The sequence below is a fragment of the Amycolatopsis rubida genome (genome assembly GCF_900115345.1).
Lineage (GTDB): Bacteria > Actinomycetota > Actinomycetes > Mycobacteriales > Pseudonocardiaceae > Amycolatopsis > Amycolatopsis rubida.
Window position 1 is genome coordinate 143,798 of the sequence record NZ_FOWC01000019.1, and the last position, 16,802, is coordinate 160,599.

16 protein-coding genes are annotated in these 16,802 nt (G+C 70.4%); 8 read left to right on the forward strand and 8 right to left on the reverse strand.

What is annotated here, in order from left to right:
• Nucleotides 1-265 precede the first annotated feature (265 nt).
• The 3 genes from BM362_RS41115 to BM362_RS47990 all read right to left on the reverse strand — a co-directional run bounded on the left by BM362_RS41115 (nucleotide 266) and on the right by BM362_RS47990 (nucleotide 3,335).
• Complete coding sequence (locus BM362_RS41115) at nucleotides 266-931, reverse strand: GntR family transcriptional regulator (RefSeq protein ID WP_067587200.1); 666 nt, start codon at nucleotides 929-931, stop codon at nucleotides 266-268.
• A gap of 53 nt (nucleotides 932-984) precedes the next feature.
• Entirely contained in the window at nucleotides 985-2,247 is a 1,263-nt protein-coding gene (locus BM362_RS41120; RefSeq protein WP_143132623.1) for an alpha-hydroxy acid oxidase, read from the reverse strand.
• A 137-nt stretch (nucleotides 2,248-2,384) separates the two neighbouring features.
• On the reverse strand, nucleotides 2,385-3,335 hold the full coding sequence (locus BM362_RS47990; protein ID WP_157905014.1) for a response regulator transcription factor: 951 nt from the start codon (nucleotides 3,333-3,335) through the stop codon (nucleotides 2,385-2,387).
• Between the two features lie 152 nt (nucleotides 3,336-3,487).
• On the opposite strand from BM362_RS47990, the gene BM362_RS41130 reads away from it, so the two are divergent.
• A complete protein-coding gene (locus BM362_RS41130) occupies nucleotides 3,488-4,933 on the forward strand; it encodes an amidase (protein WP_093576828.1) in 1,446 nt (481 codons plus the stop codon).
• Here the strand turns inward: BM362_RS41130 and BM362_RS41135 are convergent.
• Complete coding sequence (locus tag BM362_RS41135; RefSeq protein ID WP_067587203.1) at nucleotides 4,911-5,765, reverse strand: alpha/beta hydrolase; 855 nt, start codon at nucleotides 5,763-5,765, stop codon at nucleotides 4,911-4,913. The genes BM362_RS41130 and BM362_RS41135 overlap by 23 nt on opposite strands.
• On the reverse strand, nucleotides 5,762-6,979 hold the full coding sequence (locus tag BM362_RS41140; protein ID WP_067587206.1) for a metal-dependent hydrolase family protein: 1,218 nt from the start codon (nucleotides 6,977-6,979) through the stop codon (nucleotides 5,762-5,764). Before BM362_RS41140 ends, BM362_RS41135 begins: the two co-directional genes overlap by 4 nt.
• A gap of 52 nt (nucleotides 6,980-7,031) precedes the next feature.
• Between BM362_RS41140 and BM362_RS41145 the strand changes: the two genes are divergently transcribed.
• The gene (locus BM362_RS41145) at nucleotides 7,032-7,598 is read left to right on the forward strand and encodes a TetR/AcrR family transcriptional regulator (protein ID WP_093576829.1); all 567 of its coding nucleotides are present in this window, start codon (nucleotides 7,032-7,034) and stop codon (nucleotides 7,596-7,598) included.
• Here the strand turns inward: BM362_RS41145 and BM362_RS41150 are convergent, their stop codons facing one another.
• Complete coding sequence (locus BM362_RS41150) at nucleotides 7,599-8,354, reverse strand: IclR family transcriptional regulator (RefSeq protein ID WP_067587212.1); 756 nt, start codon at nucleotides 8,352-8,354, stop codon at nucleotides 7,599-7,601.
• Between the two features lie 39 nt (nucleotides 8,355-8,393).
• Here BM362_RS41150 and BM362_RS41155 point away from each other — a divergent pair, with 39 nt between their 5' ends.
• Together BM362_RS41155 and dmpG are read left to right on the forward strand one after the other, a co-directional pair.
• Complete coding sequence (locus BM362_RS41155; RefSeq protein ID WP_093576830.1) at nucleotides 8,394-9,296, forward strand: acetaldehyde dehydrogenase (acetylating); 903 nt, start codon at nucleotides 8,394-8,396, stop codon at nucleotides 9,294-9,296.
• Nucleotides 9,293-10,318, forward strand: a complete 1,026-nt coding sequence (dmpG, locus tag BM362_RS41160) for a 4-hydroxy-2-oxovalerate aldolase (RefSeq protein WP_067587218.1) — start codon at nucleotides 9,293-9,295, stop codon at nucleotides 10,316-10,318. Before BM362_RS41155 ends, dmpG begins: the two co-directional genes overlap by 4 nt.
• On the opposite strand, the gene BM362_RS41165 is transcribed toward dmpG, so the two are convergent.
• Entirely contained in the window at nucleotides 10,312-10,917 is a 606-nt protein-coding gene (locus BM362_RS41165; protein ID WP_067587220.1) for a TetR/AcrR family transcriptional regulator, read from the reverse strand. The genes dmpG and BM362_RS41165 overlap by 7 nt on opposite strands.
• A gap of 91 nt (nucleotides 10,918-11,008) precedes the next feature.
• On the opposite strand from BM362_RS41165, the gene BM362_RS41170 reads away from it, so the two are divergent.
• The 4 genes from BM362_RS41170 to BM362_RS41185 all read left to right on the forward strand — a co-directional run bounded on the left by BM362_RS41170 (nucleotide 11,009) and on the right by BM362_RS41185 (nucleotide 15,928).
• Nucleotides 11,009-11,938, forward strand: coding sequence for an oxygenase MpaB family protein (locus BM362_RS41170; protein ID WP_093576831.1), 930 nt, complete (start codon nucleotides 11,009-11,011; stop codon nucleotides 11,936-11,938).
• A gap of 67 nt (nucleotides 11,939-12,005) precedes the next feature.
• Nucleotides 12,006-13,034 carry an LLM class F420-dependent oxidoreductase gene (locus BM362_RS41175; protein WP_067587223.1) on the forward strand — a complete coding sequence of 343 codons (1,029 nt, stop codon included), beginning with the start codon at nucleotides 12,006-12,008 and terminating at the stop codon, nucleotides 13,032-13,034.
• A 174-nt stretch (nucleotides 13,035-13,208) separates the two neighbouring features.
• On the forward strand, nucleotides 13,209-14,516 hold the full coding sequence (locus BM362_RS41180; protein ID WP_067587225.1) for an MFS transporter: 1,308 nt from the start codon (nucleotides 13,209-13,211) through the stop codon (nucleotides 14,514-14,516).
• Nucleotides 14,513-15,928 carry a pyridoxal phosphate-dependent decarboxylase family protein gene (locus BM362_RS41185; protein ID WP_093576832.1) on the forward strand — a complete coding sequence of 472 codons (1,416 nt, stop codon included), beginning with the start codon at nucleotides 14,513-14,515 and terminating at the stop codon, nucleotides 15,926-15,928. The genes BM362_RS41180 and BM362_RS41185 overlap by 4 nt, the downstream gene beginning before the upstream one ends.
• A 443-nt stretch (nucleotides 15,929-16,371) precedes the next feature.
• Here BM362_RS41185 and BM362_RS41190 read toward each other — a convergent pair whose 3' ends face one another.
• Nucleotides 16,372-16,704: a dienelactone hydrolase family protein gene (locus BM362_RS41190; RefSeq protein WP_280142775.1), complete on the reverse strand. Its 333-nt coding sequence runs from the start codon at nucleotides 16,702-16,704 to the stop codon at nucleotides 16,372-16,374.
• Between the last annotated feature and the right edge of the window lie 98 nt (nucleotides 16,705-16,802).

Below are 16,802 nucleotides of genomic sequence, written 5' to 3' on the forward strand. Positions count from 1 at the left end.
GGGGATCGCCACTCACGAGTCTCCGTACTGGCCAGAGCGGCGGGGTCGGTGGTGCGTTCGGCAAGGCGGGTCTTTCGGGTGCCTGTGCCGGTGACGGCCGGGCGGACGCGCACGGGTTCTCGCGTTGCCGGGGTGGTCGCGGTGCTCGTGAGTGGCGTTGCCGGTTCTAACCGGCACAAACACTCACGAGTCTCCGCGCCGGCCGGGGCGGCGGGGCCGGTGGTGCGCCAGCCTGGGAGTCGTGAGCTAGAACCGGGATGAACACTCACGAGAGCAGGTGGGGCACTTCGTTCCGGCGGCGCAGCGCGAGGTGCATCGTCGCGCGGCCGCCGAGTTCGAGGTCGTCTTCGAGGGCCTTCAGCGCGGTCTGGCCACCGAAACCGAGCTGGTCGACGAGGTGGCGGTGGGTGGTCGCCAGGTGGGCGGCGGAGGACTCGGCGCGGATGGTCGCGAGCATGCAGTTCAGTTCGTTCGCGCAGGCCCGGTGCGCCGCCAGCACGCGGGGGTTTCCGCTGGCCGCCACGATTTCCGTGTGCACCGCGCTGTGCGCCTCGATCACGTGCCGCCACGGCGTTTCGGCGGTCATCGCTTCGAGCCGCCGCACCGCCTCGTCCACCGCGTCGAAGTTCGCGTTCTGCAGCAGGGCGAGCCGGAGCGCGCCGAGTTCCAGGATTGAGCGGTACGAGCACATCGCGTCGATGCGTTCGGTCGTCACCGCGGGGACGACGATCCCCTTGTTGCGCTGGTGTTCGAGGAGGCCCTCGGACACCAGCGTCTGCAGGCCGGACCGCACCGAATGCCGTCCGGCGCCGAAGCGGGCGCTCAGCGATTCCTCGGTGAGCCGCGTCCCGGGTTCGAGGAGGCCGTCCAGAAGGTCGTCGCGGAGGGCTTGCGCGATGCTTCCCGGCGTACTGCCCGCCTGTTCGCGCACTTCGCCACTCGTTTCAGCAGAACTTCCCACAGCGACTGCCGATCTTACCGCCGTCACAGCCGGACAGGCAGCCGCAGGGAGGCGTGTTCGGCGCTGATCTCGTCGGTACGTGTGACGCCGAGAAGCCGCAGCGTCCGCACGTACTCGGCGCGGAGGATCTCGATCGCGCGCTCGACGCCTTGCTCGCCCGCCGCCATCAGGCCGTACAGGTAGGCCCGGCCGACCATCGCCGCCGACGCGCCCAAGGCCCGTGCCGCGACCAGGTCGGCACCAGTGCGGATGCCGGTGTCGAGGATGACCTCGCAGTCGTCCCCGACAGCGTCCACGACGCGCGGCAGCAGTTCGAGCGGGGTCGGCGCGCGGTCGAGCTGGCGGCCGCCGTGGTTCGAGAGCACCAGGGCGTCAACGCCGCAAGCAGCCATCTCCTTGGCGTCCGCGACGCTCTGAATCCCTTTGACGATCAGCTTTCCCGGCCACAGCCCGCGCAGCCACCGCAGGTCTTCGACGGTCAGCGACGGGTCGAACATCGTCCCGATCAGCTCCTCGACCGTGCCGTCGAAGTTGGTCAGCGCGGCGAACCGCAACGGTTCGGTGGTCAGCAGGTTCATCCACCAGGACGGCCGGACCGCGATCCCGGCGAGCGTGCGGACGGTCAGCGTCGGCGGGATCGTCAGCCCATTCCGGACATCGCGCATCCGCGCCCCGCCGATCGGGGTGTCGACCGTGAGAACGAGCGCTTCGTACCCGGCTTGAGCTGCGCGTTCGACGAGTGCTTCGCTCGCGGCGCGGTCTTTCCAGAGGTAGAGCTGGAACCACTGCCGCGCGGACGGCGCGCAGGACCGGACGTCTTCGAGATCGGTGGTTCCCATCGTCGAGAGCACGTACGGGATCCCGGCGCGGGCAGCCGCGCGGGCGACGGCGATCTCGCCTTCGTGGTGCATCATGCGCGTGAAACCGGTGGGCGCCAGCACAAGCGGCAGCGCGGACTGTCCACCGAGGACGGAAGTCGCCGGGTTCACCTCGGTGACGTCCTGCAGCACGCGCGGATGCAACTCGACGTTCTCGAAGGCCCGCCGCGCCCGGCCGAGGCTGATTTCCTGCTCCGCCGCGCCGTCGACGTAGTCGAAAACCGGCCGGGGTGTGCGGCGGCGCGCGATGGTGCGCAGGTCGTCGACGGTGTGCGCGGTGGCGAGGCGGCGCTCGCGGACGTCGAACCGGGGCTGCCGGAATTTGAGCAGCGGCCGGATCTCCGACGGCCGGGGCAGCCGCCGCTTGATCGCCCGCCGGGGCAGGTGCTCCGGTTCGAACGTGGTCATCCGCTGCCTCCTGGCCGCCGAGAAAATCGGTACACAATCGCAAGCCGGTGAACTGTGTGCTGCACCAGTGTTTCCGGAACTCCTGTGCAGGCTGAGTGAAGCATGGCCCCTTCGAGAGTGCAAGGATTGTGACACAATCAGCGGTGTGCGGACTCCAGCGCGCCAAGAGTGTCGAGGTCGTGTTCGAGCGCGTGCCGGGCCAGCGCGGTCCGGTTCGGGCAGCCGAGCTTGACCAGCGAGGACTCGACATGGCTGCGCACGGTCCGGACCGCGATGCCGAGCGCCGCCGAGATCCGCTCGTTCGGCCATCCGCGCGCGACCAGCCCGACGACGTCCAGTTCCCGCCCGGTCAGCGGCCCGGGATCGGACAGGCGGGAGATCCGCAGCAGTACCCGGTCCGGACGGCGCACCCGCGCACGCACCTGCCACCAGGCGCCGTCCGCGTCCCGATGGCGGAATCCGGTCCGCTCGGCCGTGGCGCACCGGGCGGCGAGCCGGGACTCGTGCTCGCTCAGCGGCAGCTGCTCCACGACGGCCGAGCGCACCTCGACCTTGGCCCGAGAGACGTGCAGTACGACTTCGGCCGCGGGATCGCCCGGTTCGGCACCTGGATCGGCGAGCGCGGCGAAGTCGTGAGACAGCATCGTGAGCGCGAGGACGGATCCGTCGTCCAGCGGCCGGTCGTGCGTCGAACTCAGCGCGACAAAACTCTGCTCCGGGCCGGTGCCCGGCGCGAGCGGCAACGTCACGCCTTCGCGGAAACCGTAGGGCTGAATGCCTTCCCGGTACGTCCTGGTCTCGTGGACCTGCGGGATGTCGGCGAAGCGCAGCGGCAGGCCCAGCCGGGCCGCGCGCAGGTGGATCGGGCATTTCCAGCGGTAGGTCGTGGTCAGGTAGCCGAGCATGTCCGCCGGGTAGCCGAGGTTGACCGTGGCGGTGCGCTGTTTGCTGCCGCTCACCAGCGCGACGCAGGCGAAACCGAGTTTGTCCCGCACCGCGCGGAGCGGGGTTTCGACGGGCAGTTCGCCGCGGCCCGCCGCGCGCACTTCCCGGGCCAGCCAGGCCCACCACTGCACATCCGCGGTCATTTCCGCACCTCCGCCGCCGGACGGAGCATGAACGGCCGCTGTCCGGGATGTCAACGGGCGCACATCCGCGGCGGAGACGGAACGGCTTTTCGGCCGATGCCACCGTCCGCACCCGCTCGTAGCGTTCCGGTTCCCCGGCTGAAGGAGACTGGATGAACCTCGACGAATACGCCGCACTGGACGCGACCGCGCTGGCCGCGGTCATCGCCTCCGGCGAGGCAGCCGCCGAGGAGGTGGCCGCACTCGCCGTCGAAGCCATCGGCAAGGTGAACCCGGAGCTGAACGCGGTCGCAGGCGGTCCGTTCGAGCGCCCGCTCGGCTACTCGCGCGACGGCCGGTTCGCCGGAGTTCCGTTCGCGATCAAGGACCTCGTCCTGCACGCGGCCGGAGTGCCGACCCGGATGGGCACGCGGATGCTCGGCACCGGCGTCGTCCCGCCGGCGGACACCCACCTGATGGAGCGCTTCCGTGCGGCGGGCCTGGCGACGCTGGCGGTCACGACCACGCCGGAACTGGGGTTCAACGGCAATTCCGAAGCGCTGGCGTACGGTTCGACGCGCAATCCGTGGAACACCGGGCACAGCGCAGGCGGATCCAGCGGCGGTTCAGCGGCCCTCGTCGCGGCCGGGGCGCTCCCGGTCGCGCACGCCAACGACGGCGGCGGGTCGATCCGCGTTCCCGCGGCCTGCAACGGCCTGGTCGGCCTGAAGCCCAGCCGGGGCCGGGTGCCGACCGGCCCGGACTACGCCGATCCGTTGTACGGCATGGGCGTCGAACTCGCAGTGTCGCGGACGGTCCGGGACACCGCGGCCCTGCTGGACGAGGTCGCGGTGAGCTATCCGGGCGACCCGTACGTCCTCGCCCCGCCCGCGCGCCCGTGGCTCGACGAGGTCGGTGCCGATCCCGGACAGCTGCGTATCGGCCTGCACACCGAATCGTGGGCGGGCAGCTACGTCGACCCGGAGGTCGCGCGCGCCGTCGAAGCCGTGGCCGAAGTGCTCGAAGCGGCGGGCCACCACGTCGAACGCGCGACGCCGGTCTTCGACTGGGAATCGTTCATGCACGCGAATCACGTGCTGTGGTCCGGCTTCCTGGCCGGTTCGGTCGCCGGGATCGAAGAGCTGACCGGGGTCGCGGCGGGTCCGGAGAATCTCGAACGCACCACGTGGGCGTGCGTCGAGTACGGCCGCTCGATCAGCGCGACGGAACTGACCGCGGCGTTGGGCGCGATGAATGTCGTTTCCCGGGAGGCGGGCCGGTTTTTCACCGGATACGACCTGCTGCTGACCCCGACGATGAACACCCCGGCGCTGCCGCTGGGCCGTCTGGACGCGAACGCCGAGCTGGCCGCCGGCGAGTGGACGAGGCAGCTTTTCGACGCCTGCTCGTTCACGCCGCTGTTCAACCAGACTGGCGCTCCGGCGATCAGCCTTCCGCTGGGCGAGTCCTCGCAGGGCTTGCCGATCGGGGTGCAGCTGGGTGGTCCGGCGTGTTCGGAGTCGGTGCTGCTGCGGGTCGCCGCGTTCTTGGAAGAGGCGATGCCGTGGGCGTCCCGGCGACCCGCAGTCCACGCGGCTACGCGCAGCGGCAGGTCCTGAGGTAGCTGAGGAACGAGGCCTGCACCCCGGTCAGGTGCGTTTCGCGCAGGACCTCGCTGGTGACGGCCCCGCCGCGCGGGGTGAGGCGGTGCAGGAGCGTCGCCGTGTTCTTCGCGAGGTTCTGGTAGACGGCGAGGTCTCCGAAAAGCTCGCGATCGTTGACGGTCACGTGCAGCTTGGCGGCGGGCAGGCTGTCGCCCAGCTCGCGGAGCCGGGCGAAAATCTGGCTGTCTTCACCGATAACGCCGGGGCTGCCTGCTCCGACGGTCTCGAAGAGCGGGCGGCCGCTGAGCCAGGCGTAGAGGCTGAAAAGCCCGCCATAGGAGTAGCCGAAGAGGCCGTGACCGCTCTCGGCGGTGTGGTAGTCGCGTTCGATGCGCGGGTGCAGTTCTTCGGCGAGGAAGGCCAGGAACGCGTCGGCGCGGGTGTCGCGCAGTTCGGCGAGGTAGGCCTCGGCCTCCTCGCGGGTCATCCTGCCCGTGCTGACGCTCATCTCCACGGCATCCGCGAATTCCGGGGCGATGGGCTCGCCGGGCGGCACGAGGTCCCGGTTGCGCAGCCGTGCCCAATGCTGGGCGTCCTCGCCCGCATAGCCGACGCTGACCTGGAGATACGGCTGGATCTGCTGCATGGGGTCCGCCTGGGTGACGACGAGCGGGGCCGTCATGCCCACGGCCCAGTTGCCGTCGAGCACATACACGGCGGGCACTCGCGTCGCAGCGGGGTCGTAGCCCGGCGGCGTGGTGACCCAGACGCCGTAGTCGTGCCCGCTGCTCGAACGCATTTCGAAGTAGTCGGTGTCGGCGAGGCAGCCGTGCCACATGGTGCTCATCGGAGGTCCTTCACTACGTGTCCGGCCTTGACGACGACGATCGCGTTGGCCGGGTCGGCGAACAGGTGCGGATTTTCGAGCGGGTTTCCGTTCCAGAGCACGAAATCCGCCTGCAAACCGGGCGCGATGACTCCCACCTCGCCGGACAGGCCGAGGATCTCGGCGTTGGTCTTCGTGGCCGCCACGAGAGCTTCCATCGGCGTCTCCAGGGCAGCGCGCAAGGCGAGTTCTTCGCCGCGGTGGTGCTGGGCCGGACCGATGAGGTCGGACCCGAGCCCGATCCGCAGCCCGGCTTTCCTGGCGACAGCGAGCGCCTCGGCCATCCGCTCGCGAACGCCCAGCACTCGCTCGCGGATCGACTCGTTGAGGCCGGTGCCCGCAGTGTCTCGAAGCAGTTGTTCGACGACGGCGAGCGTGGGCACGAGGGCGACGTCGTGAGCGGCCATCAGGGCGGCCGTCGGCTCGTCGAGGTCGGTGCCGTGTTCGACACAGCGCACCCCGGCCTCGACCGCGTTCCGGATGCCTTCGTTGTTGTGCGCGTGAACCGTCACGTAGGTCCCGCGTGCGGCGGCTTCTTGGACAGCGACAGCGATTTCTTCCCGGGTGAACTGGGTGTCGGTCAGCTGGTCATGCGAGCTGACCACTCCGCCGGTGACGCACAGCTTCAGGAAAGAGGCTCCGCGACGGAAGGCCTCGCGCACGTTGCCGCGCAGTTCGTTCGCGTTGCCCGACTGCATGGACAAGGCGCAGAGGCCCGGAATGTGATGGCTGCTCCACAACTCGGTGGGCTCCCACTCGGCTCCGTAGTAGCCGTGGCCGCCGGTCTGGCAGTGGACCGGTCCGCACGACAGCACGCGCGGTCCCCGGACCTTGCCCTTGGCGATCGTGGTGACGACGCCGCCGTCGATGCCGCCGGTGTCCCGGACGGTCGTGAAGCCGGCGTCGAGCGCCGCGCCTGCCGTGGCGAAGATGTCCGCCGCGAGTTCGGCGGCGCTGAGCCGGAACGAGAACTGCGGCTCGATCGGGCTTGCCAGGCCCAGGTGGACATGCGCGTCGATCAGGCCGGGCGTCATCGTCAGCCCGTCGGCGTCGAATCGCTCGCCGGCCGCGCCGGGCGGGGCGATCAGCCCGTCTTCGACCGTGACGGCGAGGTCGGCCGGATCGCGCCCCGACCCGTCGGCGACCGTCGCGCCGACCACCTGAAAACGTCCCACGAGCCGTCCCTCCGCCGTTGCACTGTTCTTTTCCAATGGATAAACTGCGAGGGTGACCTTGTCAAGCGCAGAACCTCAAGGCGACGCCCGCGAGCGCCTCCTGACCCGGCTTCTCGACGCCTTCGACGGGACCCTTCCCTCGCCGGAGGTGTCGCTCCGCGAGGTCGCCGCCCGGGCCGGCACCAGCCATGCCCTGCTGCGCTACCACTTCGGGTCGCTGCCGGGGGTGCTGGCGGCGATGCTCAAGGCACAGCGATCCCGCGACAACGAGGTGCTGTTCGAGAAGGCGAAGCGGAGCACCTTCGACGAGTTCGTCATGACGATCTGGCGGACCTACACTCGCCCGGAACAGCTGTCGCGGCTCCGCGGGTTCTTCCACGTCGCAGGGCTGGCCGCGTACCGGCCGGAGGACTTTCGCGAGCTGGTCGATTCGCTGGACGACCTGACCGAAATGCTGGCCTCGCTCGCCGAACGGGAAGGGCGTGGCGCCGAGGAAGCGCGGACGATGGCGACCGTCGCGGTCGCCGCGATTCGTGGTCTGATGTTGCGGGAGGTGCTGACTCCGGAGGGGCCTTCGGAGGAGGCGGTCGCCTTGCTCCTGCGCATGAGCAAGGCCTGATCAGGTCTCGGAAACCGTCCGCGACAACGCCAGCGCCACCGTCCGCACCGCGGGCGCGACCCGTTCGGTCCGCATCCGCGTCGCCCATCCGGAGATCGACACCGCGGCCACCGCGAGCCCGTTCGCGTCGACCAGCGGGCTCGCCGCGCACACCACGCCCACGCCGGATTCCTCGCGCTCGAAGGCAATCCCGTCCTCGCGGATCCGCGCCAGCTGACGGCGCAGCAATCCGGGCGCGGTGATCGTCCGCGGGCTGACCCGGGGCAGCCCGGCGTCGATCACGCGCGCCACGACGTCGTCGGGGGAGCAGGACAGAATCGCTTTCCCGACCCCGGTCGCGTGCGCGGGGAACCGCCCGCCGGTGCGCGAGGGCAGGTCCGGCGCGTCCGGCCCGCGCAGCACGTCCAGGTACACGACCTCGGTGCCTTCCAGGACCGCGAGATGCACTGTGTTCCGCGTGGCCTCCCGCAGATCCGCCAGGTACGGCCGCGCCGCCTCCACCAGACCTCGGCGGCGCACCGCCAGCTGGCCGATCTCGAACAGCCGCAGTCCCAGCCGGACGGAGGTGCCGTCGCGTTCCAGCAGGCCGGTGTCGGCCAGGTGCCCGGCCAGCCGGTGCACGGTCGTCTTCGCGAGGCCGGTCCGGCGCGCCAGTTCGGACACGCCGAGCGCGTCGTCGCCGGGGCGGAAGGCTTCCAGCACGGCGGCGACCCGCGCGGTCACGAGCCCGTCGCCGTTCCGTCCAGTGGTACGCATGGGTTGAGTGTGCCCCATCCCGGCGAGCACCGTGGCGGCATGGCGGAACGCAAGGTGACGGCCGCGATCGTCGGCCCGGGCAACATCGGTACGGACTTGCTGGCGAAACTCCAGCGCAGCGAGCACGTGGAAGTGCGCTACATGGTGGGCGTCGACCCGGCGTCGGACGGGCTCGCCCGCGCCGCGAAGCTGGGGCTGGAGACGTCCGCCGAGGGCGTCGACTGGCTCCTGTCGCGCACGGAGCTGCCGCAGCTGGTGTTCGAATCGACGTCGGCGAAGGCGCACCAGGCCAACGCGCCGCGGTACGCCGAGGCCGGCATCCGCGCGATCGACCTGACGCCCGCCGCGGTCGGCCCGCTGACCTGCCCGGCGGTGAATCCGCCCGGCCAGCTGACCGACCGCAACGTCAACATGATCACCTGCGGCGGCCAGGCGACGATTCCGATCGTGCACGCGGTTTCGCGGGTGACGCCGGTGCCGTACGCGGAGATCGTCGCCTCAGTGTCGTCGCGGTCGGCCGGACCGGGCACGCGCGCGAACATCGACGAGTTCACCGAGACCACCTCGCACGCGATCGAGCAGGTCGGCGGCGCGGACAAGGGCCGCGCGATCATCATCATCAACCCGATGGACCCGCCGATGATCATGCGCGACACGGTGTTCTGCGCGGTCGACCCGGACGCCGACTTCGCCGCCATCAGCGAATCCGTGCACCGCATGGTGAAAGACGTCCAGCAGTACGTGCCGGGCTACACGCTCAAGGCCGACCCGCAGTTCGACCCGCCGCGCCCGGACTGGAGCGGCAAGGCCCGCGTGGGCGTCTTCCTCGAGGTCGCGGGCAACGGCGACTACCTGCCCAAATACGCGGGCAACCTGGACATCATGACCGCCGCCGCCGCGCGCGTCGGCGACCTCTTCGCCGCTCAGGAGGTGGCCGCGTGAACAACACCGACGTCCGGCTGGTCGACACCACTCTGCGCGACGGCAGCCATGCCATGGCGCACCAGTTCACCGAAAAGCAGGTGCGCGACACCGTCCGCGCGCTCGACGACGCGGGCATCTCGCTGATCGAGGTGACCCACGGCGACGGCCTCGGCGGCTCGACCTTCAACTACGGCTTTTCCTTGGTGGACGAGCGAAAGCTGATCGCCGCCGCGGTCGACGAGGCGAAGCAGGCGAAGATCGCCGTGCTCCTCCTGCCCGGCCTCGGCACGGTCACCGACCTGCGCGCGGCGGCCGGCCTCGGTGCGGGCGCGGTGCGGATCGCGACGCACTGCACCGAGGCCGACGTGTCCGTCCAGCACTTCGGCGCGGCGCGCGATCTCGGCCTGGAAACCGTCGGATTCCTGATGCTGTCGCACATGTCGGCGCCGGAGGGCCTGGCGAAGCAGGCCCGGATCATGGCCGACGCGGGCTGCCAGTGCGTGTACGTCGTGGACTCCGCGGGCGCGCTGATCCTGGACGACGCGTCCGACCGCGTCGCCGCCCTCGTCGCGGAACTCGGCGACGACGCCCAGGTCGGCTACCACGGGCACCAGAACCTGAGCTTCGGCGTCGCCAACTCGGTGCTCGCGTACCGCGCGGGGGCCCGGCAGATCGACGGTTCGCTCGCCGCGCTCGGCGCCGGTGCGGGCAACTCGCCCACGGAGGTCCTGGCGGCCACGTTCGAGCGGCTCGGCGTCAAAACCGGGGTGGACAAAGACGTTCTGATGGAAGCCGCGGAGAACGTCGTGAAGAAGTACCTGACCCGGTTGCCGGTGATGGACCGGTCGTCGATCATCCAGGGCTACGCCGGCGTGTACTCCAGCTTCCTGCTGCACGCCGAACGCGCCGCCGAACGCTACGGGGTCCCGGCGCACGAAATTCTCTACAAGGTCGGCGAAGAACGCTACGTCGGCGGCCAGGAGGACATGATCATCGACATCGCGCTGCGGCTGCGCGACGAGCGGGCAGCCGCTCAGTGAGTCCCCGAGTCGAAGGCGTCCGCGCCGAGCACCAGCCGCACGCAGTGCTCGACGAGGCGCTCGCGGCTCACCTTCAGCGTGCCGTCGAGGTAGGCGATGAACACGTTGCTGAGCGCGCCGACGAGACCGATCGCCACGAGCTGGCGGCCGGTTTCGTCGCCGCGCGACAGCTGCTCGCCGACGAGCGTGGTGAACGCCGGGAGGAGGTGCAGGCCGCGGCGGGTCAGCGCCGGATCGGTCAGCGGCGCGAGCAGCAGCACACGGCCCTTGCGCGGGTCGTCCAGCATCAGCTCGACGAACGCGGTGACGGCGCGTTCGGCGCGGCGGCTCGGATCGGCTTCGCCGGAAACCGCGTCGGACAATGCTTTCCGGGCCTGATCTCCGACGTCCTCGTAGACAGCGGCGACCAGGCTCTCCCGGTCGGCGAAGCTTTCGTAGAAGTACCGCTCGGTCAGTTTCGCCGACCGGCACACCGCGCGGACGCTCACCGCCGCGCTGCCCTGCGCGCCCAGCAGGTCGAGCCCGGCGGCCAGCAGCTGCGCGCGGCGCTGGGCCTTGCGGTCGTCCAGCGTCGTGCCCGCCCACGTGCGGCCCGGCATACCCGCTCCCGTCCCGAGTTGACCACAGCTGTTGTCACATCCTAGCCTGACAACAGCTGTAGTCACTTCGCTGACCCCCCGAGGAGCCGCGATGAGCAGGGACGCACCGGAGCCGCTGGGACCGGACTCGCTGACCTGGAAGTACTTCGGCGACTGGCGCGGGCTGCTCATCGCGCTGTGGGCCGGGTCGATGCAGAACATGCACCCGGGCCTCGGCGCGGGCGTCGAGGAGCATTCGCGGTTTTTCGAGGAACGCTGGCAGCGGCTGTTCCGTTCGCTGTACCCGATCGGCGGCGTGGTCTACGACGGCCCGCTCGCGCACCGCACGGCGCTGGAGGTGCGCGGGTACCACGACCGGATCAAGGGCGTGGACGCGAAAGGCCGCCGATACCACGCGCTCGACCCGGACACGTACTACTGGGCGCATTCGACGTTCTTCGTCAGCACCATCCTGATCGCCGGCAATTTCATGGGCGGCATCGGCGAAGAGGAGAAGCGCACGCTGTTCGACGAGCACGTGCGCTGGTGGCGGATGTACGACATGACGATGCGGCCGGTGCCGGAATCGTGGGAGGACTTCCAGCGGTACTGGAAGCACATGTGCGCCGAGGTGCTGGAGGACAACAAGGCCGCCCGCGACGTCCTCGACCTCCGCGGCATCGCGAAGCCGCCGTTCCTGCCGTGGCTGCCGGATCCATGGTGGAAACCGGTCGCGAAGATCATCGCGAAACAGTTCGTCTGGCTGACCGTCGGGATGTACGACCCGGAAGTGCGCGATCTCCTCGGCTACCGCTGGACCGCGCGGGACGCCCGCCGGCACCGCCTGGTGGGCAAGCTGGTCAACGCGGCGTTTTCGCTGCTTCCGCACGACCGCCGCTACCATCCGCGGGCACGGGCGGGCTGGCGGCGCGCCCGCGGCGAACTGGCCCCGGGGACGCCGCCGGTCGAAACCCCGCGCCGCAATCTTCCCCCGCTCGCCGAGCGCGGGAAACCGGAGCACTACTCGCCGGACGTGCCGTGAGGGGAGCCCTGAGGGACTCTGATTCCCTCAGGGCTCCCCTCACGGACTTCGAGATCAGGAGGGCTTGATGAAGCTGGGCTTTCACCTCGGGTACTGGGGGAGCGGGCCGATCCCGGGCGCGCGGGAGAGCGTGCTCGAAGCCGAACGGCTCGGGTTCGACTCGGTGTGGTCGGCCGAGGCGTACGGGTCGGACGCGTTCACGCCGCTGGCCTGGGTCGGCTCCGCGACCAGCCGGATCAAGCTCGGCACCAACATCGTGCAGATGTCCGCGCGCACGCCGACCGCGACGGCGATGAGCGCACTGACCATGGACCACCTCTCCGGCGGCCGCTTCGTGCTCGGGCTGGGCGCGTCCGGGCCGCAGGTGGTGGAGGGCTGGTACGGCCAGCCGTATCCGAAGCCGCTGGCGCGCACGCGCGAGTACGTCGAGATCGTGCGCAAGGTGCTGGCCCGCGAGGAACCGGTGACCATCGACGGGCAGTTCTTCCAGCTGCCGCTCAAGGGCGGGACCGGCCTGGGCAAACCGTTGAAGCCGACGGTGCATCCGCTGCGCGCCGACCTGCCGATCTACCTCGCCGCCGAAGGCCCGAAGAACGTCGCGCTGGCCGCGGAAATCTGCGACGGCTGGCTGCCGCTGTTCTTCTCGCCCAAGTCCGACGGCTTCTACCGCGCAGCGCTGGAGGAGGGCTTCGCCCGCCCGGGCGCGCGCGGCAGCCTGGCCGATTTCGAGGTGGCCGCGTCGGTGCCGGTGATCGTGCACGACGACGTCGAGGAGGCGGCGAGCTTCATCAAGCCGGCGCTGGCGCTCTACATCGGCGGGATGGGCGCGAAGAGCGTGAACTTCCACCACGACGTGTTCGCCCGGCTCGGCTACGCGGACGTGGCGGACAAGGTGCAGGAGCTGTACCTGGCGGGACGGAAGGAAGAAGCGGTCAAGGCGATCCCGACTTCGCTGGTCGAGGACACTTCGCTGATCGGGCCCGCGGAGAAGATCCGGGAAGAGCTGGGTGCGTGGGAAGCGACAGTGGTGACGACACTGCTGCTGCGCGGGGACGCGGGGTCGTTGGCGAAGGCGGCGAAAGCGCTGTCCTGCTGAGGGAAGCTCGTGAGTGCGCATCCCGGTCAGAACCGCGACGGGCACTCACGAGCGGGTAGTCGGCCCGGTACGGCCAGTGCATCACGACGGTGGCACGATTCCTCCCGACCACTACCCGGAACCGGCGAAGATCCATTAGGCATGCGTTCGTCGTTCCGCCTTCGAGGAGGACCTTTGGCGTCGCTGTCCCGCCGCACGAGATTCCGCTACTCGCTCGGCTCCTTCGTCACCGGCGGGTTCGGCACCGTGCCGGGGCTGCTCCTGCTCCCGTACCTGACCGACACGATGGCGGTGCCCGCCGCGGCGGCCGGGATCATCGTGTTCGTGCCCAAGGCGTGGGACGTGGTCTTCAACCCGGTCGCCGGGCGGCTGTCGGACGCCGACCTCGCGCGCACCGGCAGCAGGCGGCGGTTCCTGCTGCGCGGCGGGATCGGCGTCGCGATCCTGTTCTTCGCCTTGTTCGCGCATCCCGGCTTCGGCGCGCCGCTGTGGGACGCGACGTACGTCGTGGTCATGTTCTTCCTGTGCGCCACCGCGTACGCGTTCTTCCAGGTGCCGTTCAACGCGCTCCCGGCCGAGCTGACCGATTCCGCCGAGGAACGCACGAAACTCACCAGCGTCCGGATCGGCGTGCTGGCGGTCGCGGTGCTGGTGTCCGGCGGCGGCGCCCCGGCGATCACCGACCTGCTGCCCGGCGTGCCGGGCTACCGGGTGATGGGCCTGGTGATGGCGGTGATCATCCTGGCCGCCACGCTCGGCGTCTACTTCGGCCTGAAGGGCGCGCCGGTCGGCTCGCTGCGGCCCAACACGGTGCGGCTCAAGGAATTGGCGCGCACCATCGCGCGGTGGCGTTCGTTCCGGTGGCTGCTGGGCGTCTACTTCATCCAGGCGCTCGGCATCGGCACCGTGCTGGCCGCGATCCCGTACTTCGCCCAGCACGTGCTCGGCGACCCGAGCTACCGCACCTACCTGTTCGTCGGGTTCGTCGGGCCCGCGCTCGTCACCATGCCGCTGTGGCCGCGGCTGGGCGCGAGCTGGGGCAAGCTCGCCGGGTTCCGGATCGCCACCACGTCGTTCTTCGTCGGCCTCGTCGCGATGTACTTCGCCGACCGGCTCCCGTTCGCCGCGACGCTGGTGTTCGTCGCGCTCGCCGGCGTCGGCTACGCGGGGATTTCGGTGTTCCCGCTGGCGATCCTGCCGGACCTGATCAGCGCCGAGGAGGAGCGGACCGGCGAGACCAGGGCGGGCGTCACGGCCGGTGTGTGGACCGCGTCCGAGACGCTCGGGCTCGCGCTCGGGCCGGGGCTGTTCGGGCTCGTGCTGCAGGGCGGGAGCTATGTGTCGAGCACCGGCACGAGCGCCGTCCCGCAGCCGCATTCGGCGATCACCGCCATCGTGATCGGCACGTCGGTCCTGCCCGCGGTGCTGATCGCGCTCGGCATCCCGCTGCTGCGCGGTTCGGTCCTGGAGAAGCAGGCGTGAACGACATCCTGGCGCGGCTGCGCGAACTCCGCTCCGGCGACCTGCCGACGCACGGCGGGCGCACGCTGGCCTACGTGTACGACAGCGGACTGTCCGAAGTGGACGAAATCGCCGCCGCCGCGCACGCGCTGGCCAGCTCCGCCAACGGCCTCGACCCGACCGCGTTCCCCAGCCTGCTGCGGATGGAGAACGACCTGGTCGCCCGCGCGGCCGGACTGCTCGGCGGCACGCCGGAGACGGTCGGCACGGTGACGTCCGGCGGCACCGAATCGTGTCTGCTGGCGGTCCTCGCCGCCCGTGACGCGCGGCCGGACCTCGCTGCGCCGTCGATCGTGCTCCCGGAAACCGCGCACGCCGCGTTCCACAAGGCCGCGCATCTGTTCGGCGTGCGGAAGATCGTGGTGCCGGTCGATCCGGACACCTTCCGCGCGGACCCGGCGGCGATGACCGCGGCGATCGACGACTCCACCGTGCTCGTCGTGGCAAGCGCGCCGTCGTACGCGCACGGCGTCGTCGATCCGATCACGGAGATCGCCGCCGCCGCGTCGGCACGCGGGGTGCGCATGCACGTCGACGCGTGCATCGGCGGCTGGGTGCTGCCGTACTTCGCGAAGCTCGGCGCGGACTTGCCGCCGTTCGGCTTCAGCGTTCCCGGCGTCACCAGCATTTCGGTGGACCTGCACAAGTACGCCTACTGCGCCAAGGGCGTCTCGGTGCTGCTGCACGCCTCGGCGGAACTCCGGCGGACGCATTACTTCGCAAGCGCGGCCTGGCCCGGCTACACGATGCTCAACCCGACGCTGCAGAGCACCCGCTCCGGCGGTCCGCTCGCCGCCGCGTGGGCCGTCGTGCACCACCTCGGCGAGGACGGATACCTGACGCTGGCCTCGCGCGCGCGGGCGGCCGTGGAACGGATTCGCGTTGGCGTGGCTTCGATTCCGGGCCTGCGCGTGCTGGGCGATCCGGTGTCGACGCTGATCGCGTTCACCGGCTCGGACGGCTTCGACCTGTTCACCGTCGCCGACGAGATGAAAGGGCGCGGCTGGTATGTCCAGCCGCAGTTCGCGCACGGGACTTCTCCGCTGAATCTGCACCTCACCGTCACCGCCGCGAACCACGGCAGCGAGCCGGAATTCCTCGCCGATCTGGCGGCTTCGGTCGAGGCGGCGCGGGCGGAAGGCCCGGTGCGGGTCGATCCGGACGTCGCCGCGTTCGTCGCTGCCCTCGACCCGGAAACGCTGACGTCCGAGCAGTTCGGCGGCTTGCTCGCCGCGGCGGGCCTGACCGGCGGCGACGGGCTGCCGGAGCGGATGGCGCCGATCAACGCGCTGCTGGCCGCCGCGCCGGAACCGTTGCGGGAGCGGCTGCTGGTGGAGTTTCTCGGCGCGTTGTACACACCGAGCGGTCCGTGAGGGGAACCCTGAAGGAATCAGATTCCTTCAGGGTTCCCCTCACGGACTTGTGGGTGCCCGAGCGCGACCGAAGACCGGGCAACCGCCGTGTTCCGCTCGCGCGGTCTTGCCGGGTACGCGGCCTGTGCGGTGCTGATGGCCAGCACCGGCTGGGTGCACTTCTACGCCACCACCTGGTACTCGACGCACCGGTCGGTGCGCTATCTCGGCAGCTTCGCGAGAGGCGTAGGCCCGTCCGAAGGCATCTCGCGGATCAACAACGACCTGGCCCAGCCCGGGTGGTTCGTCCGCGTCTGGTCCGGGATTCCGGACTGTGCCTCGGGATCCGCCCGCTTCGCCGGTTCCCCGGAGAAGTACCGTCCCGGCCGTCCGGTCGGCTTTGACGACTACCTCGACGGCGCGGGCTGTGCTGTCCGGCTGGTGGCGGGTCGGGCAGCGAGGTCTCACCGGGTGCGGTCGAGGAGCGGCAGCAGCCGGTGCCAATGCCGTTGCAGGCCAGCGGGGTGGAAGGAGTCGGTGTCGGCCATGGTGAACCCGTGGACGGTGTCCGGGTAGATCTCGGACGGGTAGCTGGCTCCGGCGGCATCGAGGGCTTGGTTGAGTTCGCCGAGTGTTTCCGGCGTCAGGTCGGACGCGGCATGCCCGAAGTGTGCCTGCGCGGTGAGCCGCGAGAAACTCCCGGGTCCGGCCGCGCCCACCGGCGCGTGGAATCCGGCGACCGCCGCCACCTGATCCGGACGCGCCGCGGCGGTGCGGACCGCGAGAAGGCCGCCGATGCACTAGTGTCCTGCGCCGGAAATTCGTCGGCAGAAGTTCGCCAGTGACTCAAGGATCTCTGCGGCGGTCTTGGTCCAGATGAAGGGCCTGGGGTTTT

Coding starts and splice junctions, on each gene's coding strand:
- BM362_RS41175 (WP_067587223.1), top strand. CDS start 12,006: ATGAAGCTGGGCTTTCACCTCGGGTACTGGGGGAGCGGGCCGATCCCG.
- BM362_RS41165 (WP_067587220.1), bottom strand. CDS start 10,917: ATGCCGGGCCGCACGTGGGCGGGCACGACGCTGGACGACCGCAAGGCC.
- BM362_RS41150 (WP_067587212.1), bottom strand. CDS start 8,354: ATGCGTACCACTGGACGGAACGGCGACGGGCTCGTGACCGCGCGGGTC.
- BM362_RS41170 (WP_093576831.1), top strand. CDS start 11,009: ATGAGCAGGGACGCACCGGAGCCGCTGGGACCGGACTCGCTGACCTGG.
- BM362_RS41155 (WP_093576830.1), top strand. CDS start 8,394: ATGGCGGAACGCAAGGTGACGGCCGCGATCGTCGGCCCGGGCAACATC.
- BM362_RS41135 (WP_067587203.1), bottom strand. CDS start 5,765: ATGAGCACCATGTGGCACGGCTGCCTCGCCGACACCGACTACTTCGAA.
- BM362_RS41120 (WP_143132623.1), bottom strand. CDS start 2,247: ATGACCACGTTCGAACCGGAGCACCTGCCCCGGCGGGCGATCAAGCGG.
- BM362_RS41130 (WP_093576828.1), top strand. CDS start 3,488: ATGAACCTCGACGAATACGCCGCACTGGACGCGACCGCGCTGGCCGCG.
- BM362_RS47990 (WP_157905014.1), bottom strand. CDS start 3,335: ATGACCGCGGATGTGCAGTGGTGGGCCTGGCTGGCCCGGGAAGTGCGC.